At 61.1% G+C, this 25,944-nt stretch carries 26 protein-coding genes; 5 read left to right on the top strand and 21 right to left on the bottom strand.

Going from position 1 to position 25,944, the window contains the following annotated elements; all coding sequences use genetic code 11:
• Window positions 1-55: 55 nt before the first annotated feature.
• The 9 genes from ACYSTU_RS12480 to ACYSTU_RS12440 form a co-directional block, all read right to left on the bottom strand.
• On the bottom strand, window positions 56-694 hold the full coding sequence (locus tag ACYSTU_RS12480; protein ID WP_016771303.1) for a LysE family translocator: 639 nt from the start codon (window positions 692-694) through the stop codon (window positions 56-58).
• Between the two features lie 60 nt (window positions 695-754).
• A complete protein-coding gene (gene fos / locus ACYSTU_RS12475) occupies window positions 755-1,171 on the bottom strand; it encodes a fosfomycin resistance glutathione transferase (RefSeq protein ID WP_122691684.1) in 417 nt (138 codons plus the stop codon).
• Between the two features lie 4 nt (window positions 1,172-1,175).
• A complete protein-coding gene (locus ACYSTU_RS12470; RefSeq protein ID WP_125917737.1) occupies window positions 1,176-1,895 on the bottom strand; it encodes a PA3715 family protein in 720 nt (239 codons plus the stop codon).
• A gap of 36 nt (window positions 1,896-1,931) precedes the next feature.
• Complete coding sequence (locus ACYSTU_RS12465; protein ID WP_498998833.1) at window positions 1,932-2,666, bottom strand: PA3715 family protein; 735 nt, start codon at window positions 2,664-2,666, stop codon at window positions 1,932-1,934.
• 194 nt (window positions 2,667-2,860) lie between these two features.
• Entirely contained in the window at window positions 2,861-4,192 is a 1,332-nt protein-coding gene (locus ACYSTU_RS12460; RefSeq protein WP_016771305.1) for an MFS transporter, read from the bottom strand.
• Window positions 4,193-4,372: 180 nt separating this feature from the next.
• Entirely contained in the window at window positions 4,373-5,299 is a 927-nt protein-coding gene (locus ACYSTU_RS12455) for a hydroxymethylglutaryl-CoA lyase (RefSeq protein WP_498998821.1), read from the bottom strand.
• Window positions 5,296-6,489 (bottom strand): CaiB/BaiF CoA transferase family protein, encoded by a 1,194-nt coding sequence (locus ACYSTU_RS12450; protein WP_498998818.1) that lies wholly within the window; start codon window positions 6,487-6,489, stop codon window positions 5,296-5,298. Before ACYSTU_RS12450 ends, ACYSTU_RS12455 begins: the two co-directional genes overlap by 4 nt.
• 246 nt (window positions 6,490-6,735) lie before the next feature.
• Window positions 6,736-7,647: a LysR family transcriptional regulator gene (locus ACYSTU_RS12445; protein ID WP_130888782.1), complete on the bottom strand. Its 912-nt coding sequence runs from the start codon at window positions 7,645-7,647 to the stop codon at window positions 6,736-6,738.
• 62 nt (window positions 7,648-7,709) lie between these two features.
• Window positions 7,710-9,014, bottom strand: a complete 1,305-nt coding sequence (locus ACYSTU_RS12440; RefSeq protein ID WP_498998812.1) for an NHL repeat-containing protein — start codon at window positions 9,012-9,014, stop codon at window positions 7,710-7,712.
• Window positions 9,015-9,232: 218 nt separating this feature from the next.
• Between ACYSTU_RS12440 and ACYSTU_RS12435 the strand changes: the two genes are divergently transcribed.
• A complete protein-coding gene (locus tag ACYSTU_RS12435; RefSeq protein ID WP_177421639.1) occupies window positions 9,233-9,910 on the top strand; it encodes a hypothetical protein in 678 nt (225 codons plus the stop codon).
• Here the strand turns inward: ACYSTU_RS12435 and yiaY are convergent.
• Window positions 9,871-11,019 carry an L-threonine dehydrogenase gene (gene yiaY, locus ACYSTU_RS12430; RefSeq protein WP_264364650.1) on the bottom strand — a complete coding sequence of 383 codons (1,149 nt, stop codon included), beginning with the start codon at window positions 11,017-11,019 and terminating at the stop codon, window positions 9,871-9,873. The two genes, ACYSTU_RS12435 and yiaY, sit on opposite strands and share 40 nt — an antisense overlap.
• Window positions 11,020-11,173: 154 nt before the next feature.
• On the opposite strand from yiaY, the gene ACYSTU_RS12425 reads away from it, so the two are divergent.
• Window positions 11,174-12,193, top strand: coding sequence for a DUF4917 family protein (locus tag ACYSTU_RS12425; protein ID WP_207808287.1), 1,020 nt, complete (start codon window positions 11,174-11,176; stop codon window positions 12,191-12,193).
• 164 nt (window positions 12,194-12,357) lie between these two features.
• Here the strand turns inward: ACYSTU_RS12425 and ACYSTU_RS12420 are convergent, their stop codons facing one another.
• From ACYSTU_RS12420 to ACYSTU_RS12395, 6 genes are all read right to left on the bottom strand, one after another.
• Window positions 12,358-12,702 (bottom strand): YegP family protein, encoded by a 345-nt coding sequence (locus ACYSTU_RS12420; RefSeq protein ID WP_071174640.1) that lies wholly within the window; start codon window positions 12,700-12,702, stop codon window positions 12,358-12,360.
• 80 nt (window positions 12,703-12,782) lie between these two features.
• Window positions 12,783-13,364: a DJ-1/PfpI family protein gene (locus ACYSTU_RS12415; protein WP_039762696.1), complete on the bottom strand. Its 582-nt coding sequence runs from the start codon at window positions 13,362-13,364 to the stop codon at window positions 12,783-12,785.
• Between the two features lie 170 nt (window positions 13,365-13,534).
• Complete coding sequence (locus ACYSTU_RS12410) at window positions 13,535-14,761, bottom strand: class I SAM-dependent methyltransferase (protein ID WP_264364649.1); 1,227 nt, start codon at window positions 14,759-14,761, stop codon at window positions 13,535-13,537.
• Window positions 14,762-15,017: 256 nt separating this feature from the next.
• Window positions 15,018-15,635: a TPM domain-containing protein gene (locus tag ACYSTU_RS12405; RefSeq protein ID WP_264364648.1), complete on the bottom strand. Its 618-nt coding sequence runs from the start codon at window positions 15,633-15,635 to the stop codon at window positions 15,018-15,020.
• Between the two features lie 33 nt (window positions 15,636-15,668).
• Complete coding sequence (locus ACYSTU_RS12400; protein WP_264364647.1) at window positions 15,669-16,421, bottom strand: TPM domain-containing protein; 753 nt, start codon at window positions 16,419-16,421, stop codon at window positions 15,669-15,671.
• Between the two features lie 13 nt (window positions 16,422-16,434).
• On the bottom strand, window positions 16,435-17,043 hold the full coding sequence (locus ACYSTU_RS12395; RefSeq protein WP_024011957.1) for a LemA family protein: 609 nt from the start codon (window positions 17,041-17,043) through the stop codon (window positions 16,435-16,437).
• A gap of 257 nt (window positions 17,044-17,300) precedes the next feature.
• On the opposite strand from ACYSTU_RS12395, the gene bglX reads away from it, so the two are divergent.
• On the top strand, window positions 17,301-19,592 hold the full coding sequence (bglX, locus tag ACYSTU_RS12390) for a beta-glucosidase BglX (RefSeq protein WP_130887059.1): 2,292 nt from the start codon (window positions 17,301-17,303) through the stop codon (window positions 19,590-19,592).
• A gap of 197 nt (window positions 19,593-19,789) precedes the next feature.
• Here the strand turns inward: bglX and ACYSTU_RS12385 are convergent, their stop codons facing one another.
• The 5 genes from ACYSTU_RS12385 to ACYSTU_RS12365 form a co-directional block, all read right to left on the bottom strand.
• Window positions 19,790-20,947 (bottom strand): phospholipase D-like domain-containing protein, encoded by a 1,158-nt coding sequence (locus ACYSTU_RS12385; RefSeq protein WP_056783426.1) that lies wholly within the window; start codon window positions 20,945-20,947, stop codon window positions 19,790-19,792.
• Between the two features lies 1 nt (window position 20,948).
• On the bottom strand, window positions 20,949-21,539 hold the full coding sequence (locus ACYSTU_RS12380; protein ID WP_223630011.1) for a YceI family protein: 591 nt from the start codon (window positions 21,537-21,539) through the stop codon (window positions 20,949-20,951).
• 170 nt (window positions 21,540-21,709) lie between these two features.
• Entirely contained in the window at window positions 21,710-22,006 is a 297-nt protein-coding gene (locus ACYSTU_RS12375; protein ID WP_125917729.1) for an amidase, read from the bottom strand.
• Window positions 22,003-23,082 (bottom strand): serine hydrolase domain-containing protein, encoded by a 1,080-nt coding sequence (locus tag ACYSTU_RS12370; protein ID WP_498998800.1) that lies wholly within the window; start codon window positions 23,080-23,082, stop codon window positions 22,003-22,005. Before ACYSTU_RS12370 ends, ACYSTU_RS12375 begins: the two co-directional genes overlap by 4 nt.
• A gap of 180 nt (window positions 23,083-23,262) precedes the next feature.
• Complete coding sequence (locus ACYSTU_RS12365; protein ID WP_498998797.1) at window positions 23,263-24,141, bottom strand: acyl-CoA dehydrogenase middle domain-containing protein; 879 nt, start codon at window positions 24,139-24,141, stop codon at window positions 23,263-23,265.
• A 153-nt stretch (window positions 24,142-24,294) separates the two neighbouring features.
• Here ACYSTU_RS12365 and olsB point away from each other — a divergent pair, with 153 nt between their 5' ends.
• Window positions 24,295-25,050 (top strand): L-ornithine N(alpha)-acyltransferase, encoded by a 756-nt coding sequence (gene olsB, locus ACYSTU_RS12360; protein ID WP_016771324.1) that lies wholly within the window; start codon window positions 24,295-24,297, stop codon window positions 25,048-25,050.
• On the top strand, window positions 25,050-25,844 hold the full coding sequence (locus ACYSTU_RS12355; protein WP_498998795.1) for a lysophospholipid acyltransferase family protein: 795 nt from the start codon (window positions 25,050-25,052) through the stop codon (window positions 25,842-25,844). Before olsB ends, ACYSTU_RS12355 begins: the two co-directional genes overlap by 1 nt.
• The last annotated feature ends 100 nt before the right edge of the window (window positions 25,845-25,944 follow it).

Here is a 25,944-nt window from a genome sequence, read left to right as displayed (position 1 = left end):
CAGTGCAGCGATTTCAATCGTCCATGATCGTGATTGCGCGTCCCTGCCCATTTCATCAAGTCTTGTTCGGCAGCAGCCCCGGCAGCGCGTGCATCAACGCATTGATGGCGAAGCCGATAAACATCACGCCGCATAAACGGGTGATGAGCAGCTCATGACGCTGATACACCGTGCGCACCCGCTGCGCGCCGACCACGCCGATGAGGATAGCGTAAGCCAGCGCACCGCCGATAAAGCTCAGGGCGATCAGCGCCGGCAGCATCGACCAGTTGAGCAGTTCGGCGCGGCTCGACAGCAGCGCCGTAAAGGTCGCCACCGCCACCGGGTAGGCCTTGGGATTGGTCAGGCCGAAGACGATGCCGTGCCAGAACGGCTGCCGCGCCGCCCCTTGCGCCTCGTCGCCGCTACGGCGTTGGGCACGCACCGCACGCCAGCCGAGCCAGAACAGGTACACCGCGCTGAGCACGCCGAGGACATCGAACGCGGTGCTGCCGATTTCCCGCGCACCGACAATCGCCACCAGCGCGGTGCTGCACCAGATCACATCGCCGAGCAGATGCCCACACAGAAACCCCGCCCCGGCCCGTCGCCCATGGGCCGCGCCAATCCCGAACACCGCCAGCACGCCCGGCCCGGGGGTGATCCCGTAGATGAAACCCGAAGCCAGAACGGCCAACAGCAATGATGGAGTCATGGAAAACCTGCGAGCGCCAGAACACGTGGCGGCCAGTCTATATCAGCCGACTGCGCCCGATCACTGCGCGTCGTTAAAACGCATGCCGGGGTACGGTTTCTGCCGACACGCAGCCAGCCGCGATTGCAAATCGCCGACATGGGCTTCCAGCTTGTGGCCGTCGGGGTCGAGAAAGTAGAACGACGCGCCCTCGCTACGGTTGTCTCGCCACTGCGGCACCTGAGCCGATTTCAACGTCTCAACCAGTGAAGTGAAGTCTGCCGCGCTCACGCTCAAAGCGTAATGGGTATAGTCCGCGCCCGGCTCCCCACTGCGCTGAGGATCTTCTGACAAGCACAACCACAGTCCGGGCAGTGACAAATAGGCGCCGTTATCCCACGTCGCTTCGACGTCCAATTGCAGCACATCGCGATAGAACGCCAGACTGCGCTGCAGATCGCGGACGGCCAGGGTCAGGTGGTTAAGACCGGTAAGCATCGAATCAGTAACCTCTGAGGTCTTCGGGAACGACATATTGCTGGCCGTCGTAGATCAGGGTGACCTGGGTGTTCTTCAGGTTGGTGGTTTTCGAAGCGCATTGTTTGCCCGAAGTGAAAGACTCCATCAACGAACCGCTGGAACTGACGATCAGATCCGCAAACCCGTTGTGGCTGGATGAGCCGATTTCGACAGTCCTGCGAATGCGTGTGTCTCGCGTATCGCACTCCCCGGTACCCTCACCGAAATCCTTGCGCACCACCAGGCCTTCCAGCACTGGGCGTAAGCGATTGCCTTCGCGAACATACAAAGCCAGGTCGGTTTTGGAGTACGGATTCGCTCTGGAACCGTGGCTCATGAACGTCGATCGCAGCCCGAACGCACGGACATCCGCCGCCAAGCGGTAACGCGCCGTATCGATGATCAGATCATCGAAGCTGATCGCATCGGAGTTGTAAGCGCCGGGTTTGGCATAACTGGCGACTGTGTTTCCCGTCGTGGCGTTGATTACTGACAGTGCCAGATCGAACACGCCGTCTTGAGCACCCGCGGAATCGGGAACGAAGGTGGCCTTCGCTGCAATTGATTGAGTGTTGAACGCAGGCCAGATTTTGCAGCGCGAGAGAGTATGGCCGTCGAATTTTTTTACTTCGCAAGCGGCATGGACCTCAGCCGTAAGCGCGAACAAGCCGAGGGCGATATAGATTCGGAGATGCAGATTCATGATTCATCCTTGAAGTATTCGTATCAGTAACACCAGTCACATGCCCTTGAAACCTTGCGGCAAAACGTAGGTTTTGCCGTCATAGCGCAACGTGGTCAGCACCGGCTTTTCGTGGGTAGTTTTCGATTCGCAGGTGTCGGGTGACCCCTCACCGACCAGGCCCGTGGTCACTGAGCGGACAATGATATCGGCGTAACCATGGGAACTGGTTTTGCCCATCTCAAGCGTACGCACCGTCTCCGAGCGCTCTCCGGCACAATTGCCATCCCATTCGCCACTGAAGCTGTAGACCACCAAGCGATCCAGCACCGGGCGCAGTTTGTCGCCCTCTTTCACATAGAGCGACAGCAGGGTTTCATCCAGCGGATTGACGCGCGACGAGCCTTTGAAATGGGCGCGGACGCCGAAGGCACGGAGGTCGGGCGTGAGTTTATAACGCGCCGTATCCAGCTCCAGACTCTCCAGCGCGATGGCATCGGAGAGAAACGCCGACCGCTGATGATAGGTCGCCAGCGGCTTGGGGCTGCCAGCGGTAGTGACGGCCAGAGCCAGATCGTATGAACCCACCCTGCCGTCCTGGCCATAGACGGGATCGGGCACGAACGTCGATAGCGCGGTAATCGTCAGATGCGGATAAGCCGGCCAGTTCTTGCACAAAGAAAAGTCCGCTTCGCCACTGAGCGCAGGCGGCGTGCAATCGGCCAACGCCTGCCCAGCCATCAACCACCCGCAGAGCGCCGCAGCGCTGATCCACGTGGACTTCATTGTCAATTCCCGCTCCTTGAAGATATTTCCAGGCGCGCACTATCCCTTTCTGCATTGAAGGATTCAACAGATCAGGCCAGCGAATCCTCTCATGTGTCTGAAGTCGGAATTCGCGAGCAGGCTCGCTCCCACAGGAAATCCGCATTGCAAATGTGGGAGCGAGCCTGCTCGCGAAGGCGTCATCGCCGACGCAGCCAATCTCAATACTTGTCGAGCGTACGCAACTTCTGCGGCAAGCCCCACAGCAGCAACGCTGCGGCGATCAGCGCGGCGACGCCGATGACGTACAGCGCCGGGGTGGTGCTGCCGGTGAGGTCCTTGATGCGTCCGACCATGACCGGGCTGACAATCCCACCGAACTGCCCCAGGGTATTGATCACCGCGATCCCGCCTGCCGCGCCGGCACCGGCGCCCGCCAACAGTTTCGGTGGCAGGGTCCAGAAGCTCGGAATCGAAGCGATGATGCCGGCGCCAAGCAGGCCGAGCGCGACGATCAGGAAGGTCGTGTGGCTGGCGAAGATTCCTGCGCTGAAAAAGCCGATCGCGCCGACGATCACCAGCCCGGCGACAAACTTGCGCCGTTCACCGGTGGCGTCTGACAAGCGCCCGATCACGACCATGCTGATCGCCCCGCAGATGTACGGAATGGCGGTCAGCAGGCCGATCATCACCGGGCTCTCGGTGCCCGCGCTGCGGATCAATTGCGGTGCCCAGAAATTCAAACCGTAGGACGCGACCTGAATCAGGAAGTAGATCAAACCCAACGTCAGGAACCCGGGAATTTTCAGCGCCGCGAGCAATGAGCCGCCGCTCTTGTGTGGTTCGTGATGAGCGATGCGACTGGAGAGTAATTTCTTCTCGTCAGCGGTCAGCCAGTGCGCATCCTCGATGCGGTCCTTGAGCTGCGTCAGCACCAAGAAACCGAGGGCGATGCACGGCACGCCTCCGAGCAGGAACAACCAGTGCCAGCCGCGCATCTGCAACACGCCATCGAGGTGTTGCAACACCAGGCCCGAGAACGGCGCGCCGACCAGCCCGGCAAACGCCGAGGCCAGAAACAGCATCGAGGTGATGCGGCCACGGAAGTGCTGCGGAAACCACAGGGTCAGGTAATACAGCACGCCCGGAGCAAACCCGGCTTCCATCGCGCCGATGACGAAGCGCAGCGCATAGAACTGCCATTCGCTGTTGACGAAGACCATCGCCGCCGTCGCCACGCCCCACGACATCATGATCCGCGCGATCCAGCGTCTCGCGCCGACCTTGTACAACATCATGTTGCTCGGCACTTCGAACAGCACGTAACCGACCACGAACAGCCCGGCGCCCAAGCCATACGCGGTATCGCTCAGGCTCAGGTCGGTTTGCAACTGAAATTTGGCGAAGCTGATGTTGATGCGATCGAAGAAGGCGAACAGGTAGCAGACCATGATCAGCGGCATCAGGCGCCAGGCGACTTTGCTGACCAGGGCTTTTTCGGCGTCGTGATCGACGGACGGATTCACGCCCGCCTCCATTACGTTGAGGCTCATAGATTTTTCTCCAGGCGGACTGCCGATGGGCGTCCGATTGTTTTTGTTGTCTGGTTACTGCTGAATGCTTTTGAACTGTGGGAGCGAGCCTGCTCGCGAATGCGCCAGATCAGTCGATACCGATGTTGAATGACACACCGCGTTCGCGAGCAGGCTCGCTCCCACAAGGGTTTTGTATCTTCAGATGGGCATCGGATGCAGATCGCAGTTGCGCCCGGCCTTGGCCAGTTGGCCGGGGACATCGTGGCCCAACAGCGCCGGCAAGCCGCGCGAAAGCTTCAGCAACAGCGGCAAATCGATGCCCGTGTGAATGCCGACTTCATCGCACAGATTGACCAGATCTTCGCTGCAGATATTGCCCGACGCCCCCGGGGCAAACGGGCAGCCGCCGAGGCCACCCAGCGCCGCATCGAAGCGCCGCGCGCCGGCCTCGTAAGCGGCCAGCACATTGCACAGACCAAGGCCTCGAGTGTTGTGGAAATGCAGGGTCAGATCGGCCGGCGAAACCCGCTGCAAAACGCGCCGCACCAAGCGATCGACCTGACGCGGATTGGCCATGCCGGTGGTGTCGGCGAGGCTGATGCCCTGAATGCCGAGCTCTTGATAAGCGTCGACAATTTGCAGCACGCGATCCTCATCGATCCGGCCTTCGAACGGACAACCGAACGTGGTGGCGATGCTGCCGTTGAGGCGCACACCTGAGCCGCTGACAAACGCAACGATGTCAGCGAACGCCGCCAGCGACTCTTCGCAACGCATGCGCATATTGGCCAGGTTGTGGGTCTGGCTGGCAGACATCACCAGGTTCAACTCATCGGCATTCGCCGCCAATGCCCGTTGTGCGCCTCTCAGATTAGGGATCAACGCGACATAAATTACCCCCGGCTGACGCTGAATGCCGTTGAACACTTGCTCGCCGTCACGCAGGGCCGGAATGGCTTTGGGCGAGACGAACGAGCCGGCTTCGATGCGGCTGAATCCGGCCTGTGACAATTGATTGATCAGGGCGATCTTGTCAGCGGTTTCCACCCACGTCGGCTCGATCTGCAAACCGTCGCGGGGCGAGACTTCCTGGACGATCAGGGTTTGCGAATAGTCAGTGATCATTGCACCACCCCCTGGCCTTTCAGACGTTCGATGTCGAGTTCAGTCAGGCCAAGATTGGCGAGAATAGCGTCGGTGTGCTGGCCCAGTTTCGGCCCCGACCAGTTCACCCCGCCGGGCGTCTCCGAGAGTTTGGGGACAATGCCGGGCATCTTCACCGTTGCGCCACTGGGCAACTCGGCATCGAGCAGCATGTCCCGCGCCTGATAGTGCGGATCGGCGACGATGTCAGCCACCGAGTAGATGCGCCCGGCCGGCACTTCAGCGGCTTCGAGGGCGGCCAGTACCTCGTCGATCGGCAGGCTGCTGGTCCAGTGTGTGATGGCCGCATCGAGCAAACCGCTCTGCGCCGCGCGGCCGTCGTTGTGGGCGAACTCTTCTGCCTCGGCCAGATCAGCGCGGCCGATGGTGTGCATCAGACGCTTGTAGATCGGGTCGCTGTTGCCGGCAATCACCACGTAGGCGCCGTCGGCCGTGAGGTAGGTATTGGAGGGCGCGATACCCGGCAGGGCACCGCCGCTGCGTTCGCGGACATGGCCAAGCATGTCGTATTCCGGCACCAGACTTTCCATGACGTTGAACACGCTTTCGGCCAGCGACACATCGACGATCTGCCCACCGCCCTGCCCGGTCTTGACCCGCAACAGCGACATCAGCGCACCAATAACCGCGTGCAACGAGGCCAGCGAATCGCCGAGGCTGACGCCGACTCGCGCCGGTGGCGAATCGGGATTGCCGGTGGTGTAGCGGATGCCGCCCATGGCCTCGCCAATCGCACCGAAACCGGGACGGTCGCGGTACGGGCCGGTCTGGCCGTAGCCGGAGATACGCACCAGGGTCAGGTTTGGATTCAAGGCATGCAGCACGTCCCAACCCAGACCGAGCTTTTCCAGCGCACCGGGACGCAGGTTTTCGATGATCACGTCGGCGTCACCGGCCAGTTGCTTGACCAGTTCGATGCCTTCAGCGGATTTCAGATTGAGCGCCAGGGATTTCTTGTTGCGCGATTGCAGGTACCACCACAGCGATGTGCCTTCGTGCAGCTTGCGCCATTTGCGCAGCGGGTCGCCCTGACCAATGGCTTCGATCTTGATTACCTCGGCGCCGAACTCGGCAAGCATGCGCGCGGCAAACGGCGCGGCGATCAGGGTGCCGATCTCGATCACTTTGATTGCACTCAAAGGGGCAGTCATCGCGGGTACCTCTTGTTCTTGGAATATGTCGCCAAGGCTAGAGGAACGATGATCGGCGAATCCAGCCGTCTCTCGGCAAAGGGCGTTCGCGAAATGCGAATGCTTCAGCGATGTGGTGAATTCGAAGCCGCTTTCGCGGGCAGGCCCGCCCCCACAGGGTTCGAAGTCAGCCGCACAATTTGCATACACGCTGGAAACTGTGGGAGCGGGCTTGCCCGCGAAGAGGCCGGCCCATTCAATAGAGATTCAGGCGCCCTGCCCGCGCAAATGCTCAAACAACATCCGGCTCACCGGCGACAATCCCGCCTCATCGCGCACCACCACAATCAGCGCGCGATCGGACCAGTTGTCGGTCAGCGGCACCGCACGCAAGCCCAGTGCCTGACCAAACAACTCATAGGCTCGCTGCGGCAGAATGCCGATGCCCATGTTCGCCTGGACCATCCGGCACACCGCATCGAATCCCGGCACATGAATGCGGATGCGCAGGACTTTGCCGGCCTGCCGCGCCGCCGCATGGGTACGCATGTTGATCGAACTGGCTGCGTGCAAGCCGACGTAATCGCTGTCGAGAGTTTCATCAAAAGTCACGGATGCGCGCGTAGCCAACGGATGCTCCGGGAGCATCACCACCACCAGTTTGTCCTGGCGGTACAACACGCTGTGCAGGCCTTTGGTGTCGCTGTCGTCGGAGCAGATGCCGAGGTCGGCGACGCCATCGAGCACGCCCTGAATCACCCCGGCGCTGGGGCGTTCTTCAAGGTCGGTCTTGACCTGCGGATGCCGCGCGGAGAAGTCGCGCAAGTCTTCAGGCAGGAACTGAATGATCGCCGAAAGATTGGCCAGCATGCGCACGTAACCCCGCACACCATGGCTGTGCTCACCCAGCTCCAGGCCCATCTTTTCCACATTGAAGAGCATCTGCCGGGCGTGGTGCAGCAGGGTTTCACCGGCCGGCGTGAGGATCATGCCTTTGGCCTGACGCACGAACAAAGCGATGCCCAGCGCCTCCTCCAACTCCATCAGGCGCTTGCTGGCCGCCGACACCGCGATGGCCTCGCGCGCAGCCGCACGGGTCAGCGTGCCTTCCTCGTGGACGGCGACGAACAGTTGCAGAGTGATCAGGTCGAGACGGCGGATCAGGCTTTTTTGCAGCATGGTGGGCTCGAAGGCAGGGTTCATCCGAGCCGGCAGGATAGCCCGGTTTTACCGCTGACTGCTCAGTTGCCCATGCTGGCGCGCTGTTTTATGACAGGTGCGGTCAGCAAGCGAACCAGCTGCGCGCTGTCGTCCCTGCGACCCAACACCAGGATCGAAGAGCCTTGCAGGCAGGCATCGATGGCTGGCCATGAAATATCCTTCGCGCCCTCGACAGCAAACGAATCATCCACTGCGCCATCGACCAGAAAGCCTCCCGTCAGCAAGCCTCGTGCGCTGCCCGAGGTCTGTCCGACCGCCACAATACGTTTGCCAGCGATGTCATCCAGCGCAAACCCTGCTTGCCAACCTCTCAGGTCGAGTTCATGCGCCGTCGGGCTGAGGACAGGGTTGTTGAACGCGTTATCCATTTGGCCAGCGTAGGTAATACCACTGATGAATCCATGTTGCAGTTTCGTGTCTTGCGTTGACTCGACCGCCGCACCGAGCAAAAGCAGGCGCTGCGCCGTTTGCACAGCGATGTTGGTCACGTGGCTTTCGAGCGTCTTGCCATCCCGTTTAATGTTCAACAGCAACATGCCCTGATCGCCGAACGCTTGTGCAACTTTGCCGTTGTGGTCGAACGCCATGACCAATCCCTGATTGGTTACTTCCGTTTTGCCATGCAGCAGGATCTTCCCATCGTCGAGCTGGATGATCCCGGACAGCGAAATGGCCACGCCTGGCAGCGACAGGGGCAGCCAACCGTTGCTGGCAAACGATAAATCGTCCGAGCCATCGAGATGGAATCGCGTCAACAGGCCACTGCCCTTTTGCGCGGTCACAAACAGCAGCCTGTCCGGCTGCGCAAGCTGCGGATCGGATTTCGCCAGCAGCAGTTGCCCATGGGTCGCCCCAAAGAGTGCCGGAATCCGCATGGGCACAATCCGGTAGCCATTACTGTCGCCGCCGAACTCGATATCCGGCGAACCGTCGGGAAGAAACCGCGCGATGACTTGTTGATATTCAAGAGTCTGGTCTTTGACGACGCCAATCACACCGCACATCCAGATCCGCCCGAGCGCATCAACGATCCATGGCCCGCCTTGGGTGAGCGAGCCTGTGCCGAACCGGCCGCTGAGATATCCGCCGGTGCCGAAATCCGGGTCCGGATTGCCATCGGCATCCAGGCGCGCAAGGCCGTAGTACGAATGGCCCGATTGCTCGACGGTAGCGCTGACCATGATCTGCCCCGAAGGCGTGATAGACACGCCTTCGGCAATGGTCTTGGCCGCTCCGGGAAATTTCAGCGTTCGCAGACCAAACAGAGCGTCCAGCTCCCCGGCTGACTGCGCGGTTGGGGGCAATGGCGCGGTGGATTCGGGCATGTTCGTATTCTCCTGTGGGATCGACATCGATCCCCTCGCTGAGAGCATTCGACCCGAAGAAGCCACGCCGGACAACTGACACAAATGACAGTTTTTTAGAAGAAAACGAAATTGATCACCGTGCAAAAAAGACTGGAGGACTGGTAGTTCTTACAGGTTCGAATTCAGGCACGTCATGCCAACCTCAGCGTTCAAATCAGCCATGGACGAGAAGAACGATGAGCACTCGCGACGAGCACATGCCACAACCGGCCCCGGCCCCGACCATCACCTACCCCGAGGAGGCCAGCACGACGGGACCTGCGACATTGTTGCTCGGCAGCGGCATGCCCGATGCGCTTGTACAGGTCTGGAACATTGAAAACACCCAGTCGCTCGGTGCAGGGCTGGTCAGCGCAAAGGGACGATGGGCGTTCAGCATCAGCGGCGCCCAGGCTCCAGGCCAGCAGAAGATTCACGCCCACCAGACGTATGCAGGCATCACGTCCGAATGGAGTGACGAGCGCGGATATGAGGTGCGACTACGGCCCGAAATCGACGTCCCGGGCGTCTTCGTACCGCTTGAGGGAGCGGAGGTAAATGCGCCTCTGTTGTTGTCGGGAGATGTCACACGGGCCGAGGGTTTCGTCAGTGTTTTCGATCTGGACACTGGCCTGGAGATTGCCAGGGCAGCGGTCGAAAGCGACCGGAAATGGCAAACACCGGCTGCACACTCATTGGCAGTCGGGCAGTACCGTATATCCGCCGTTCACAACATCGCCGGCCAGGTTTCAGACTGGGGCCGTGTGCGGACATTTACCGTGGTCGCAGAAGCAAGCGAAGGACTGTTCGACTTCGCTCGCCTTCGCGCCTTCATTCAAAACGCGTTGCGGAAAATTTCCTCGATCTGGCGCTGATCTGCCGCCCGTGGATTGGTCAGTCCGCACGCATCCTTCAAAGCATTGGCGGCGAGCACCGGGATATCGCTGAGTTTCGCGCCCAGCTCACGCAGTCCTCCGGGAATCTCGACGTCCTTGGCAAGGTTGCGAATGGCATTGATCGCCGCCTGCGCGCCCTCCTCTGCGCTGAAACCACGAATATCCGCGCCCATGGCGTGGGCGACGTCCCTGAGTCGGTCAGCGCAGACCAGCGCATTGAAGCTCTGCACATGCGGCAACAGCACGGCATTGCAGACGCCGTGGGGCAAGTCGTAGTAGCCGCCCAGCTGATGCGCCATTGCGTGGACAAATCCGAGCGAGGCGTTGTTGAACGCCATGCCGGCGAGGAACTGCGCGTAAGCCATGTTCTCCCGCGCCGCCAGGTCGCTGCCGTCGCGCACAGCCAGACGCAGGTTGCTGCTGATCAGGCTCATCGCTTTAAGCGCGCAAGCATCGGTGATCGGGTTCGCGGCAGTAGAGACGTAGGCTTCGATGGCGTGGGTCAGCGCGTCCATGCCGGTGGCGGCGGTGAGGCCTTTGGGCATCGCGACCATCAGTTCCGGATCGTTGACTGACAGCAGGGGCGTGACGTTGCGGTCGACGATGGCCATTTTCACGTGGCGCGATTCGTCGGTGATGATGCAGAAACGGGTCATTTCGCTGGCAGTGCCGGCGGTGGTGTTGATAGCGACCAGAGGCAATTGCGGCTTGCTCGAGCGGTCGACGCCTTCGTAATCGCCAATCTGCCCGCCATTGGTTGCGCACAGGGCGATGCCCTTGGCGCAATCGTGCGGCGAGCCGCCACCCAGCGACACGACGAAATCGCAACGGCTTTCCTTCAACAGCCCCAGACCCGATTCGACATTGGCCGTGGTCGGGTTCGGTCTGGCGCCATCGAAGATCACCGAATCGATGTCCTGCATCGCCAGTTTCTCGGCAATCATTGCGGCCACGCCCGCCTTGGCCAGCCCGGCGTCGGTGACAATCAGCGCCTTGCGAAAACCATAATTGCGAATCGCGACCATGGCTTCGTCGAGGCAGCCGCTGCCCATGATGTTGACCGCCGGAATGAAGAAGGTGCTGCTCATCGTGTGTCTCCTGACTGAAGCCGGATCGACTGCCTCGATTCGGCGGGTGCACACAGGATCGACCGATCGGTCACAAGCAATGTTGATCTGGCTCAATGTCCGCTCGTGATAAAGTCGCCGTCCATCTGCCCTTTGTTTTGAGACCGCCCACGCAATGACCGATTTTCTCGATGTCGACGCCACCCTCGAAGACTGGAATGCCTTGCGCGCCGCGAACGATTTCCAGGGTTTGCTGGTGGGCAATGGCGCCAGCCGCGCGGTATGGGATGACTTCGGCTATGACTCGCTGTTCGAGAACGCCCGTACGGTCGAAGAGAAACCGCTGAGCCCATCGGAACTGGCGGTGTTCGATGCGCTGCAAACCCGCAGCTTCGAGCAAGTGCTGGGCGCCCTGAAAACCACCAGCCGGGTCAACAAGGCCCTGGCGGTCAGCTCGGCGGCGCCGCGCAATCGCTATTACGCAATCAAGGAAGCGCTGATCAACACCGTGCACGCGGTGCACATCCCGTGGCGGCTGGTGCAGCCTTCGACACTGACAGTGCTCAATGCTGAACTGGCGCGCTATCGCACGGTGTTCACCACCAACTACGACCTGCTCAATTACTGGGCACTGCAACACCCCGGCGAGGCCATCGACGACCTGTTCAACGGCGCGGACGCGAGTTTCGATCTGAGCCAGAGCGCCACCGACAAACCGCGTCTGCTGTACCTGCACGGTGGTCTGCATCTGGTGCGCAATCAGGACGGCACCGCACGCAAACTGACCTCGACCGAGGGCACCCTGCTCGGCAGTTTCGCCATCAACAATACGATCAAGACGCTGGACGACGTGCCGCTGTTCGTCACCGAAGGGCCGAGCGCTGACAAGCTCAAGACCATTCGCAGCTCCGATTATCTGTCGTTCTGCTACGAGCAATTACTGGCTCATGGCGACAGCCTGTGCATCTTCGGCCATGCGCTGGGCGAGCAGGATGCGCATCTGGTGCGCGCGTTGCGCCTGGCCCGACCGAGATGCGTGGCGATCTCGATTTACCCGCGCAGCGCCGCATTCATTCAGCATCAGAAACGTCACTATGCCAAGGTGTTCGACGGTACCGGCGTTGAGTTGCGGTTCTTTGATGCCAAGAGTCATGCGTTGGGTGATCCGCAGTTGTCGGTACCGGTTGAAGTTTGATATTGGCCGGGCTGACGCCTTCGCGAGCAAGCTCGCTCCCACAATGGAATGTAGTCACCTGTGGGAGGGAGCCTGCTCGCGAAGACGGCCTATCAGCCAATACAAAAGGTGACTGGAACACCGCTTTCGCGAGCAGGCTCGCTCCCACAGGTTGATGTCGGATTTCAGAGGACAGGCAGGGTCTTGTCCTTGATGGTTTTCGTCGGGCCGTTGGCCTTCACGCTGGCGATGCCCTTGTCGCACGCGCCATCCGATGAATACGACTCGCTGCTGCCGATGACCTGGTGATTGGCCGCCTTGAGGTTGAAGTACGGGTGGCCATCCTTGGTCGATTTTTTCTCGTAACGCTCGTCCAGCGGGCTGTTGGCCTGCACCGAGGCGATGCCGCCGTCGGCGCCGGCGCGGGTGCTGTAGAGTTCGCTGGTCAGAATCGTTTCGGCGTTCGCCGCTTTCAACACGAACCTGAATTGGCCGTTGCTGCTTTTGCTCACTTCGTACCATCCGGACATGTCTGTTTCTCCTGGGGGCGATTGAGAGATTTCGCGCTTCAGAGTAAAGACCAGCGTCTGCGATCTGTCGCCTGCCTCGACTACAAGGTGATTTTCGTACCGAGCAGACCGAGGAAACCGGCCAGCCATTTAGGATGCGCCGGCCACGCCGGAGCGGTGGCGAAATTTCCCTGAACATGGCCGTCGGTCACCGGAATGTCGATGTAGGTGCCGCCCGCCAGACGTACTTCCGGGGCGCAGGCCGGATACGCGCTGCATTCACGCCCCTCAAGCACACCCGCTGCCGCGAGCAGTTGCGCACCATGGCAGACCGCTGCGATGGGCTTGCCGGCGTTGTCGAACGCGCGCACCAGTTCGAGGACTTTGTCGTTCAGCCGCAGGTATTCCGGCGCACGACCGCCGGGAATCAGCAGCGCGTCGTAATCGGCTTCGCTGGCCTTGGCGAAATCGAAATTGAGCGCGAACAGGTGACCGGGTTTTTCGCTGTAGGTCTGATCACCTTCAAAATCATGAATCGCAGTGCGCACGGTGCTGCCGGCGGACTTGTCCGGGCACACGGCGTGCACCGTGTGGCCGACCATCTGCAGGGCCTGGAACGGCACCATCACTTCGTAGTCTTCGACGTAATCGCCGACCAGCATCAGAATCTTTTTCGCGGCCATGGGAAAACTCCTCGGGGAAAGGTCTGGGGGTATTCAAGGTAGACCCAAATTGAGCTGCAAGCTGCAAGCTGCAAGCTTCAAGCTTCAAGCTTCAAGAAAAAGCAGGATCACCCATATCAGGCACACCAGCGTCATGCTTCAACTTGCAGCTTGCAGCTTGCAGCTGCCTGTTAAGGCATATAACCGTCAGCGCGCAGCAGTGTTTCCAGGCAGTGTTCGCTGATGTGGTAGAACGCCTTGAGCTCTGCGATCTTCGCCAACAACTGCGTCGGATCGACCGGTTCGGCGCGTTTTACCGCGAGAATCATCTTGTTCTTGTTGGTGTGCTCCAGCGAGATGAATTCGAACACCTTGGTCTCGTAACCACAGGCTTCGAGGAACAGTGCACGCAAGCTGTCGGTGACCATTTCCGCCTGCTGGCCGAGGTGCAAGCCGTATTGCAGCATCGGCTTGAGCAGCGCCGGGCTCTGGATCTGCAGGCGGATCTGTTTGTGACAGCAGGGCGAGCACATGATGATCGACGCACCCGAGCGGATGCCGGTGTGGATCGCGTAATCGGTGGCAATGTCGCAGGCATGCAGGGCGATCATCACGTCCAGCTCACTCGGCGCCACTGTGCGCACGTCACCGCACTTGAACACCAGCCCCGGATGTTCAAGCTTCGCCGCAGCGGCGTTGCACAGGTTGACCATTTCTTCGCGCAACTCGACGCCAGTGACTTCGCCCTCGGCCTTCAGCGTGTTGCGCAGGTAGTCGTGAATGGCGAACGTCAGGTAGCCCTTGCCCGAACCGAAATCGGCGACCCGCACCGGTTTGTCCAGCGCCAGCGGCGACGAGGTCAGGGCATGGCTGAACACTTCGATGAACTTGTTGATCTGCTTCCACTTGCGCGACATCGCCGGGATCAGCTCCTGCTGCGCATTGGTCACGCCCAGGTCCTTGAGGAACGGACGGCTCAATTCGAGGAAGCGGTTTTTCTCGCGGTTGTGCTCGGCGGACGGCGCTTCACGCAATTGCTGAGGTTTGCTCTTGAACAGCGAACTCTTGCCCTTTTTGCTGTATTCCAGCTGCGCTTCGTCGGTCAGCGTCAGTAAATGCGCATTTTTGAACGAGGCCGGCAGCAGACCGCCGATCAGCGCCACGCCCTCGTCAAGCGACAGGTTCTTGGTGATATCTCGAGTCTTGTAGCGATAAACGAAGGAAAGACACGCCTGCGCCTTGACCGTCACCGGTTTGATGATGACCCGTTGCAGATCCGCCTCTTCACCGACGTATTTGGCCAACACCAATTTGATAAAACCGTTGTCGTCGAGGCTGGCTTGCAGCAGCTCGATGAACTGAGCGTGGTGATCGGCGGCCGGTTTGGCGGACGGCGCGGAAGAAGCGGAAACGGACATGGACAAGCGGCCTCGGACGGGCGGAATCGGGAATGGCGGGTATTTTAGGGGGGATGAGGGTTGGGGACACCCTCTTATTTACCCAACGGCAAAATCCATGACAACGACCTTTGTGGCGAGGGGATTTATCCCCGATGGGGCGCGAAGCGGCCCTCTGTTTTCGGCCCGTCAAACCACGCGCGCAGGTGTTGCGACTGCTACGCAGCCGATCGGGGATAAATCCCCTCGCCACAGAGGCCAAATATGCGCGACTGCTTCAGCCCAACACCACTAACCGATTCGGCAATTCATTCCTCACCTGCGTCACCGGCACATGCACCTTCAACAACTCGCCACACGCCTCCACGCACGTGACAAACCCTTCCAGCGTGCGCCCCTGACTGACCTGTTCGGTAAACGCTGCGACAATCGCGTCCCAGTTGCTGTTATCCAGCCGTTTGGAAATCCCCTCGTCCACCAGAATCTCCACATAGCGCTCAGCCTCGCAGACAAAAATCAGCACGCCGGTGCTGCCCACGGTGTGGTGCAGGTTCTGTTCGAGAAACTGCCGCCGCGCCAGGTTGGAGGCGCGCCAGTGGCGCACACGGCGCGGGACCAGATGCGTGGTGATTTTCGGCAGACGAAACAGCAGGCACAGGACGATGAACATGCCCCATTGCACCAGCAGCAGACTGCGCAGGGTCAGCCAGCCGGTGAGGTAGTGGACGATGCCCGGCAACACCAGCGCCAGCAGGCTGGCCCAGAGCAGCGGGATGTACGCGTAATCGTCGGCACGGGCAGCGAGTACCGTGACCAGTTCGGCGTCGGTGTCGCGTTCGACCCGGGCGATGGCCTCGGCGACTTTGCGTTGTTCGTGTTCAGTCAGTAATGCCATGTCGAAAAGTGCCTGCTCATTATTCTTTTGATCTCACCAGCCGCCGGACGAACCGCCGCCGCCGAAACTGCCCCCGCCACCGCTGAAGCCGCCACCGCCACCGCCGCCGAATCCGCCGCCACCGCCAAAGCCGCCCCCTCCTCCGGAGCCGCCCCGGCCGGCAGGCAGGATACCGAGCATCTGGCAGACAAACACCGTCACGATGAACAACATCACCAAAAACATGAACAGCGCCGGGTGCCGCGAGATGAAATCATCCGCCGGGTCGCCGCTGGATTCGTACACGGTTGAGGGTTCGTCCAGCGGATTGCCACCGAGCACTACCAGCATCGCCGCAACGCCGTCGCTGATGCCTTTGCTGAAATTGCCGGCCTTGAACGCCGGCGTGATGACCTGATGAATGATCACCGACGACTGCGCATCGGTCAGGCGATCCTCCAGGCCATAGCCGACTTCGATGCGCAGTTTGCGCTCGTCACGGGCGACGATCAGCAAGGCGCCGTTGTTCTTGTCCTTCTGGCCGATGCCCCAGTGCCGACCAAGCTGAACGCCGAAATCCTCGATGGTGGTGCCCTGCAGATCCGGCAGCGTGACCACCACCAATTGCTCGCCGGTGGCCTGCTCGTGCGCCTGCAATTGCTGGCTCAGTTGCGCGCGAATCGATGGCTCGAGCATTTGCGCCTGATCGACCACGCGCCCGCTCAGCGGCGGAAACGTCAATTCGGCCCGGGCGCTGACGGCAAACAGCCAGAGCAGCAGCACCAGGCTTAGTTTCAACACACGCATGGGCGACCTCGAGTCAGAATTTCACTTCCGGGGCCTTCTCCGCGCCGGGCGTGGTGGCTTCGAAGGTCTCGCGCATCGGCAGATCGCTGTACATCACGCTGTGCCACAGGCGACCGGGGAAGGTGCGGATCTCGGTGTTGTACTTCTGCACCGCCAGAATGAAATCGCGACGCGCCACGGCAATGCGGTTTTCCGTGCCTTCGAGTTGCGATTGCAGAGCGAGGAAGTTCTGGTTGGCCTTCAGATCCGGGTAGCGCTCGGAGACCACCATCAAGCGGCTCAATGCGCCGGTCAGTTGATCTTGCGCCTGCTGGAACTGCTTGAGCTTCTCGGGATTGTCGAGGGTGCTGGCATCGACCTGAATCGAGGTGGCCTTGGCCCGCGCTTCAATCACGGCGGTCAGGGTTTCCTGCTCATGGGCGGCATAGCCCTTCACGGTTTCCACCAGATTGGGGATCAGGTCGGCACGGCGCTGGTACTGGTTCTGCACCTGGCCCCAGGCGGCTTTGGCCTGTTCGTCGAGGGTCGGGATATTGTTGATGCCGCACGCGGTCAACAGCGTGGCGAACACCAGCAACGTGGCGATCTGTAGCCGTGAACGGGAGGTTGAGCTGATATTCATTGCAGTGATGCTCCATGACACATTTGATTTAAAAACCGAGCGCTGGGCATTCCCGGCCAGCGGTTGGGGCATAATCGGCGCCGCCACTGGCATGCGACGGGTTAATCGGCTAAAAAGTGCCCTCGCGTTCACGTTGCCGCTGTCGGCTGCGGTTTTCCGGCTCAGGATTTTGCGCCGGCACCCGAACAACAATAGTCGCTCCCTACATTTTGGCTGGCCGGTGTTGCATCACCGTTTGGGCTCTAGAGAAAAAATTCATGAAGAAGCTGTGTTTGCTGGGTCTGTTCGTCAGCCTGGCCAGTCATCAGGTACTGGCCGCCACGACCCCGGTACCTTTGGAAAACAAGGACGCCTTCATCAGCAACCTGATGAAACAAATGACCCTCGACGAGAAGATCGGCCAGTTGCGCCTGATCAGCATCGGTCCGGAAATGCCCCGCGAGCTGATCCGCAAGGAAATCGCCGGCGGCAACATCGGCGGCACGTTCAACTCGATCACCCGCGCGGAAAACCGTCCGATGCAGGACGCTGCCATGCGCAGCCGCCTGAAGATTCCGATGTTTTTCGCGTACGACGTGATCCACGGTCACCGTACGATTTTCCCGATTCCGCTGGCCCTCGCGTCGAGCTGGGACATGGACGCCATCGGCCAGTCCGGTCGCGTTGCGGCTAAAGAAGCCGCCGCCGACAGCCTCGACATCACCTTCGCGCCGATGGTGGATATCTCCCGCGATCCGCGCTGGGGCCGCAGTTCCGAAGGTTTCGGCGAAGACACCTACCTGACCTCGCGCATCGCCAAAGTCATGGTCAAGGCCTATCAGGGCGAGACCCCAAGCGCTGCCGACAGCATCATGGCCAGCGTCAAGCATTTCGCCTTGTACGGCGCGGTCGAGGGCGGTCGCGACTACAACACCGTCGACATGAGCCCGGTGAAGATGTACCAGGATTACCTGCCGCCCTACCGCGCCGCGATCGATGCCGGCGCTGGCGGTGTAATGGTGGCGTTGAACTCGATCAACGGCATTCCAGCCACGGCCAACACCTGGCTGATGAACGATCTGCTGCGCAAGGACTGGGGCTTCAAAGGCCTGGCAGTCAGCGATCACGGCGCGATTTTCGAACTGATCAAGCACGGTGTCGCGCGCGACGGTCGCGAAGCGGCGAAGCTGGCGATCAAGGCCGGCATCGACATGAGCATGAACGACACCCTCTACGGCAAAGAACTGCCGGGGTTGCTCAAGTCTGGTGAGATCGAACAGAAAGACATCGATAACGCCGTGCGCGAAGTGCTCGCGGCCAAGTACGACATGGGCCTGTTCAAGGACCCTTACCTGCGCATCGGCAAGGCCGAGGATGATCCGGCCGACACCTACGCCGAGAGCCGCCTGCACCGCGCCGAGGCCCGCGAAGTGGCGCGGCGCAGTCTGGTGCTGCTGAAGAACCACAACGAAACCCTGCCGCTGAAGAAAGACGCGAAAATCGCGCTGGTCGGTCCATTGGCGAAAGCGCCGATCGACATGATGGGTAGTTGGGCCGCCGCCGGGCGCCCGGCGCAATCGGTCACTTTGTTCGATGGCATGAGTTCGGTAATCGGCGACAAGGCCAACCTGATCTACGCCCGTGGCGCCAACATCACGGGCGACAAGAAGGTCCTCGACTACCTGAACTTCCTCAACTTCGACGCCCCGGAAGTGGTCGATGACCCGCGCCCGGCCAGCGTGCTGATCGACGAAGCGGTGAAAGCGGCGAAGGATGCTGACGTGATCGTCGCCGCTGTCGGCGAGTCCCGTGGCATGTCCCACGAATCCTCGAGCCGCACAGACCTGAACATCCCGGAAACCCAGCGCGAATTGATCCGTGCGTTGAAAGCCACTGGCAAACCGCTGGTACTGGTGCTGATGAACGGCCGTCCGCTGACGATTCTCGAAGAGAACCAGTCGGCCGATGCGATTCTGGAAACCTGGTTCAGCGGCACCGAGGGCGGCAACGCCATTGCCGACGTGCTGTTCGGCGACTACAACCCGTCGGGCAAACTGCCGGTGACTTTCCCGCGTTCCGTGGGCCAGATCCCGACCTACTACAACCACCTGAGCATCGGCCGGCCGTTCACGCCGGGCAAACCGGGCAACTACACCTCGCAGTATTTCGATGACACCACCGGCCCGCTGTTTCCGTTCGGTTATGGCCTGAGCTACACCACCTTCGCCCTGAGCGATATGGCGCTGTCATCGACCACCCTCAACGCCAGCGGCAAGCTCGACGCCAGCGTCATGGTCAAGAACACCGGCAAGCGTGACGGCGAAACCGTGGTGCAGTTGTACATCCAGGACGTCACCGGTTCGATGATCCGCCCGGTGAAAGAACTGAAGAACTTCCAGAAGATCATGCTCAAGGCCGGCGAACAGAAAGTCGTGCACTTCACCATCACCGAGGAAGACCTGAAGTTCTACAACGCCCAGCTCAAATACGCAGCCGAGCCTGGCAAGTTCAACGTGCAGATCGGCCTGGATTCGCAGGCGGTGACGCAGCAGAGCTTTGAATTGCTGTAACAGCAAGCACGCCGCCCCCCCTGCACTGATCGTTCCCACGCTCTGCGTGGGAATGCAGCCCGTGACGCTCCGCGTCACTGGACGCGGAGCGTCCCTAGAGGCATTCCCACGCGGAGCGTGGGAACGATCAAATGACACACCGCTTTCGCGAGCAGGCTAGCTCCCACATTGGATTCAGGGTGTATTCAAAATCGTGGTTATCCGCGACGGTCGAGAATATTCACCACCAACCGATCCACCCAGCCCCACACCCGCTGCTTGACCCGCCGCCACAACGGTCGGCGCTGCCATTCCTCCAGACTCACCAGCTGACTCAAGCCGAAGTCCTTCACAAAGCTCGCCTCCACCGCTGCCGTCAACGCCGGGTCCAGTGCTTCCAGATTCGCCTCCAGATTGAAACGCAGATTCCAGTGATCGAAGTTGCACGAACCGATGCTTACCCATTCGTCGACCAGAACCATTTTCAGGTGCAGGAAGCACGGCTGGTATTCGAAGATCTGCACCCCGGCCTTGAGCAGGCGCGGGTAGTAGCGATGGCCGGCGTAGCGCACTGACGGGTGATCGGTGCGCGGCCCGGTCAGCAGCAAGCGCACATCGACGCCGCGCGCGGCAGCCTTGCGCAAGGAGCGGCGGATTTTCCATGTCGGCAGAAAGTACGGCGTGGCCATCCAGATGCGTTTTTGCCCGCTGTTCAGCGCGCGAAACAGCGATTGCAGAATGTCGCGGTGCTGGCGGGCGTCAGCGTAGGCTACGCGGCCCATGCCTTCGCCTTTGTCCGGCACGCGTGGCAAACGTGGCAGACCAAAATGCGCGGCCGGGCGCCAGGCGCGGCGGTAACGGTTGGCGATCCACTGGCGATCGAACAGCAATTGCCAATCGATCACCAATGGGCCGCTGATCTCGACCATCACTTCGTGCCACTCGCTGACATCATGGCCCGGCGTCCAGAATTCATCGGTCACGCCGGTGCCGCCGACCACTGCCAGGCATTGGTCGACCAGCAGCAATTTACGGTGGTCGCGATAGAAGTTGCCGACCCAGCGCCGCCAGCTCAGGCGATTGTAGAAACGCAGCTCGACCCCGGCCTGAGTCAGGCGCTGGCGCAGATGCAGCGTGAACGCGAGGCTGCCGTAATCATCGAACAGGCAACGCACGCGCACGCCGCGCTCGGCCGCCGCGACCAGCGCCTGGACGATGGCTTCGGCGCAGGCGCCGGCCTCGACCAGATACAGCTCCAGTTCGATCTGTTCTGTAGCTCCAGCGATGTGCTCGAGCATGCGCGGAAAGAATTGCGGGCCGTCGATCAACAGTTCGAAACGGTTGCCGTCACGCCAGGGGAACACCGCACCGCGCATGTCAGCGCGCCGTGAAAATCAGCACCGCACCCACCGGCACCGACAGACTGATCGCCGACAGATCGGCGAGTTTGCGCAGGTTTTCCAGGCCCGGCGCCAGATCGAAATCCTCGGCGTTGATCACCAGCGGCTCCAGTGTCACCACCTGAAAGCGCCGATCATCCAGACGCGTGGCGAGCAACTCGGCCGGGTATTCGTGCTGCTTGCCGTGCAGGCTGACGGTCAGCGGCAGGCGCAACTCCAGCTGCGCGCCGGGGGCCAGATCGTTGATCGGGCGCAGGTCGATCTGGGTGGTGACGGTCGCTGCCGGAAATTGCTCGATCTGGAACAGCTCCTTGCGCATGCGCTCATCGCGCAGGGGAATGCCGCTGTTGATCGATTCGAGCTCGACTTCGACCTCGGCCCGACCGTTGGGGTCGACCTTGCCGTGCAGCACCAGAAAACGCTGCACTTCCGACACGCTGGCATTTTTGGTGCTGACGAACGACAGCCGCGACGACTCGCCGTCCAGGTACCAATTGGCCTGGGCCGGCAGTGCAGCGGCGGTCAACAGCAGACTGGCGAAGGTTGTATAGAGGGAGCGGTTGAACATTGAACACTCGTGGGGGCGATAAACCTGCACGAACCTTAACCGCCCGCCAAGTTATTGCAAGCCCTGTGGGAGCGAGCCTGCTCGCGAATGCAATGCTCCCCGCACAGCATGTATTGCGGCTTGCGACGATTTCGCGAGCAGGCTCGCTCCCACAGGGGAGACCAGATAATTCAAGGATTCAGGCGACAGCCCTGGCGTTCGCTCAGCCACTGCGCGCTGTTACTGCGGCCCATGCCGTTGACGGTGACGGTTTTGCTCGACGGGTCATCGGTAAAACCGCTGGTTGGCAGCCATTGCTTCACATAGCCACGGCAATACCCGGCGTCGTTGTTCATCACATAACGGCACGAGCAATATTCCTTGGCGGTGTAGGCGCTGATGATGTCCGGGAAAGCCCAGAGGTTTTCCCGTTCATACCATCCCCAGCCGAGCAGCACGATCAGCAGCAACAATAGAAAGCGCTTCATCGCCGCACCGCCTGCAACACGCGTTTGAGCAATTCGTTGTGCTGGTAGCTGCCATCACGATCATCGCCGTAACGCACGATCACCAGTTTCTCGCTGGGCATCACGTACAGCGCCTGGCCCCAGTGGCCGAGGGCGGCGAAGGTGTCGGGTGGGGCGTCGGGCCATGGTGATGTGGCGCCGTCGACAGGACGATTGAGCCACCAATGGCCGCCGGGTACGGCTTCGTCCTGCTGCGCCTTGTAGCCGGCAAAGGGCTTGAGATTGAATGCCACCCAATCCTCGGGCAGCAACTGCCGATCGTTCCAGCGCCCGCCGCGCGCCATCAGCAGACCGACCCGCGCCAGATCACGCGCGGTGAGATAGGCATAGGACGAGGCGACAAAGGTACCGCTGGCATCGCTTTCCCACGCGGCGTGGCGAATGCCCAACGGCTCGAACAATGCTGTCCACGGATAGTCGGCATAACGTGCTGGGCCGACCATGGTTTTCAGGGCAGCGGCGAGTAGATTGCTGTCACCGCTGGAATAACGAAAAGCCACACCCGCTGCGGAATAACTGTCGTGTGCGGCGGTGAACGCGGCCATGTCGCGATGGCCTCGCGTGTAGAGCATTGCCACCACCGAGGATTTCAGCGGGGCGTATTCGTAGTCCTCCTGCCAATCGAGACCGGAAGCCCAGTTCAGCAGATGGCCGAGGGTGATCGCCGGGTGTTTTTCCAGCGCCGGGTAGAACTTCAGCACTGGATCATCGAGTTTGAACCGGCCTTCGCCGTAGGCCACACCGAGAACGGTTGCCAGCAGACTTTTGCTGATTGACCAGGTCAGATGTGGGGTCTGTGCAGTGGTCGGAGCGGCGTAGCGTTCGTAGATGATCTGGCCGTCGTGGATGATCAGCAAGGCGTCGGTGCGGATGCCTTCGCGGGTGACGTCGTTGCGGGGCGCGAAGGCGTAGTTTTCCAGTGCCAGGGCAGCCGGGCCGGTGATCTGCGGGGCGATCGGCCATTGCTCGCCGGGCCATTGTTCGGCGCGGACGGTGAGGCTGATCAGCAGCAGGAACAGCGACAGGCCTTTGAACATGGTGGGCGCTCTGGGAATGAACCTGTCGAGACTAGTCGGGGTTTATGACAAATTTTAGATGTTGGTCGTCCATGAAATTGCCATCGCTGGCAAGCCAGCTCCCACAGGGGTCCCAAGTGAACACACATTTCATGAACACCTTGAAACCTGTGGGAGCGGGCTTGCCCGCGATGAGGCCAGTCAGGCCAACGCAAGAGCCTTGGCCAAGCGCTTGGCCCGGGCCCCTGCAGCCAATTGCATCACGCCTTGATCACGCTGCCACATCGCCGCCCACGCAGGATCACCCTGCACCAACGCCTGATCTACCTCGGTCTTGAGTGATTCAAACTGCGCAAACAATCCGCCCAGCACTACATGTCCGGCCGGATTGTTCGGCGCTTGCCGGCTGGCCTCGGCGCACCCGGCCAGCAGCGCCAGCAAACGCAATTGCAGGGCCTGCGGCCAGTCGCTGTCCTGGCCGACGCCGTACAACCACGCGGTCATGGCGCTGAGCACGTAGACATCTTCAAGACTGCGAAACGGTTTGACGTAGGCGTCCCAACCGTCGCCGGCGAGCAGTTCGCACAGGGCGCCGTCGAGGTGCAGGCGACCGTGGCTGATGTCCGGCATCAACGGCAACGCCGGCAGTTTTTCCACCTTCACGCCGGGCTCGCCGGGATACACCACCGCCAGACTCAGGCGCGGTGCTTCGCCAAGCTCCTCACTGCGCGCAGCCACCAGTAACCAATCGGCGGCGTCGCCTGCGGTGACGAAATCCTTGCGCCCGCTCAAGCGCAAATCGCGCAGCCGCGTTTGCATGTCGGCCGGACGCAGGCTGCGTTGTTCGGTCGCGCACAAGGCGCCAAGGCTCGGCGGCGCGCTCGGCCACAACATGCGCAGCGCCGCCTGATAACCGACCAGAAACGCCAGCCCCGGCGTCGCCATTCGCCGCCCGCCGACCACCGCCAATTCGAACGGCGTGACGTTGCCCAGCGCCTGCAACAACGTTGCAAAGCCCTCGGCCAGATCAGCAGCGGCGGGCAAGCGTTCACGGCGGTGCAGCAGATCTGTCCAGGGCATGGGCGCCTCCTCGCGGGCTGTCATATAAGCATCACCGAACGTTCATGGCGATGACACCGGGGCTACATAGCCTGACTTTGCACAACACGGCTGCATAAAGAAAGTCGATCGGCTGCAACCCACGACGGGTTAAAGGCCCGTACGGAGATTCACATGACGCAAATCGCCCGCATCAGCGACACCGGCAATGAACGCCGCCTGCAAGCCGAACGCCTGATCGGCGCCGAAGCCTTGCAGCAAGCCCAGGCCCTGCGCTTCGCCGTCTTCAGCGGCGAGTTCAACGCCAAACTCAAAGGCGCCGAACTGGGTCTGGACATGGATGATTATGATGTTCACTGCAGCCACATCGGCGTGCGTGATCTGAACACCGGGCGCCTGGTGGCGACCACGCGTCTGCTCGATCACACCGCTGCCAGCAGCCTCGGCAAGTTCTACAGCGAAGAAGAATTCAGCCTGCATGGCCTGGCGCATCTGCAAGGCCCGATCCTGGAAATCGGCCGCACCTGCGTCGATCCGGCGTACCGCAACGGCGGCACCATCGCCGTGCTCTGGGGCGAATTGGCCGAAGTGCTCAATCAGGGCGGCTACAGCTATCTGATGGGTTGCGCGAGCATTCCGATGCAGGACGGCGGCATTCAGGCCCACGCGATCATGCAGCGTCTGCGCGAACGTTATCTGTGCACCGAACACCTGCGCGCCGAGCCGAAAAACCCGCTGCCGACGCTGGATATCCCGTCCAACGTCATCGCCGAAATGCCACCGCTGCTCAAGGCCTACATGCGCCTCGGGGCGAAGATCTGCGGCGAGCCGTGCTGGGACGAAGACTTCCAGGTCGCCGACGTGTTCATCCTGCTCAAGCGCGACGAACTCTGCCCGCGCTACGCCAAGCACTTCAAGGCGGCGGTGTGATGAGCCGGTTGCGGGTGTACGCGCGAATCGCGCGAGTGCTGCTGGTGGTGACGCTGGGGCTGACCATGGCCAGCGTGTTCGGCGTGTTCGAACGCATCGGTCTGGCCCACTCGATGGAGCGGCGCCAGCGCTGGTCGCGCTTCTTCATGGCGCGGCTGAGCAATGCCCTGCCGTTTCGCGTGAGCGTGCATGGCGAGCTGCCGAAACAGCCGATGCTGTGGGTCAGCAATCACGTGTCGTGGACCGACATTCCGCTGCTGGGCATGCTCACGCCGCTGTCGTTTCTGTCCAAAGCCGAAGTGCGCACCTGGCCGGTGGCCGGCTGGCTCGCAGCCAAAGCCGGCAGCCTGTTCATCCGCCGTGGATCGGGCGACAGCCAGTTGATCCGCAAGCAGATGACCCGCCATCTGCAAACCGAACATGCGCTGCTGATGTTCCCCGAAGGCACCACCACCGATGGCCGTTCCCTGCGCACCTTTCATGGTCGCCTGCTGTCGGCGGCGATCGATTCCGAGGTGATGCTGCAACCGGTGGCGATCCGTTATCTGCGTGACGGCGAAATCGACACGCTCGCACCGTTCATTGGTGACGATGACCTGCTCTCGCACCTGATGCGCCTGTTCAGCCATGACTGCGGCGACGTCGAAGTGCATCTGCTCAAGCCAATAGAGTGTCAGGGCCGCGAGCGTGCGGCGCTGGCGTTCGAAGCGCAGCAGGCGGTGCACAAGGTGTTGTTTGGCGAGGTCGCAAAACCTGCCGAACCGCGTCGCGCAGGCGAACTAATCGCGGCCTGAAAAAACACTTATCCCCTGTGGGAGCGAGCCTGCTCGCGAAGGCGCCGTGTCATTCAGCATCTATATTGGCTGAGGCACCGCCTTCGCGAGCAGGCTCGCT

Source organism: Pseudomonas glycinis (genome assembly GCF_054871425.1).
The sequence above is the reverse complement of the archived record's forward strand: the minus strand, read 5'-3'. Positions and strand labels throughout refer to the sequence as shown.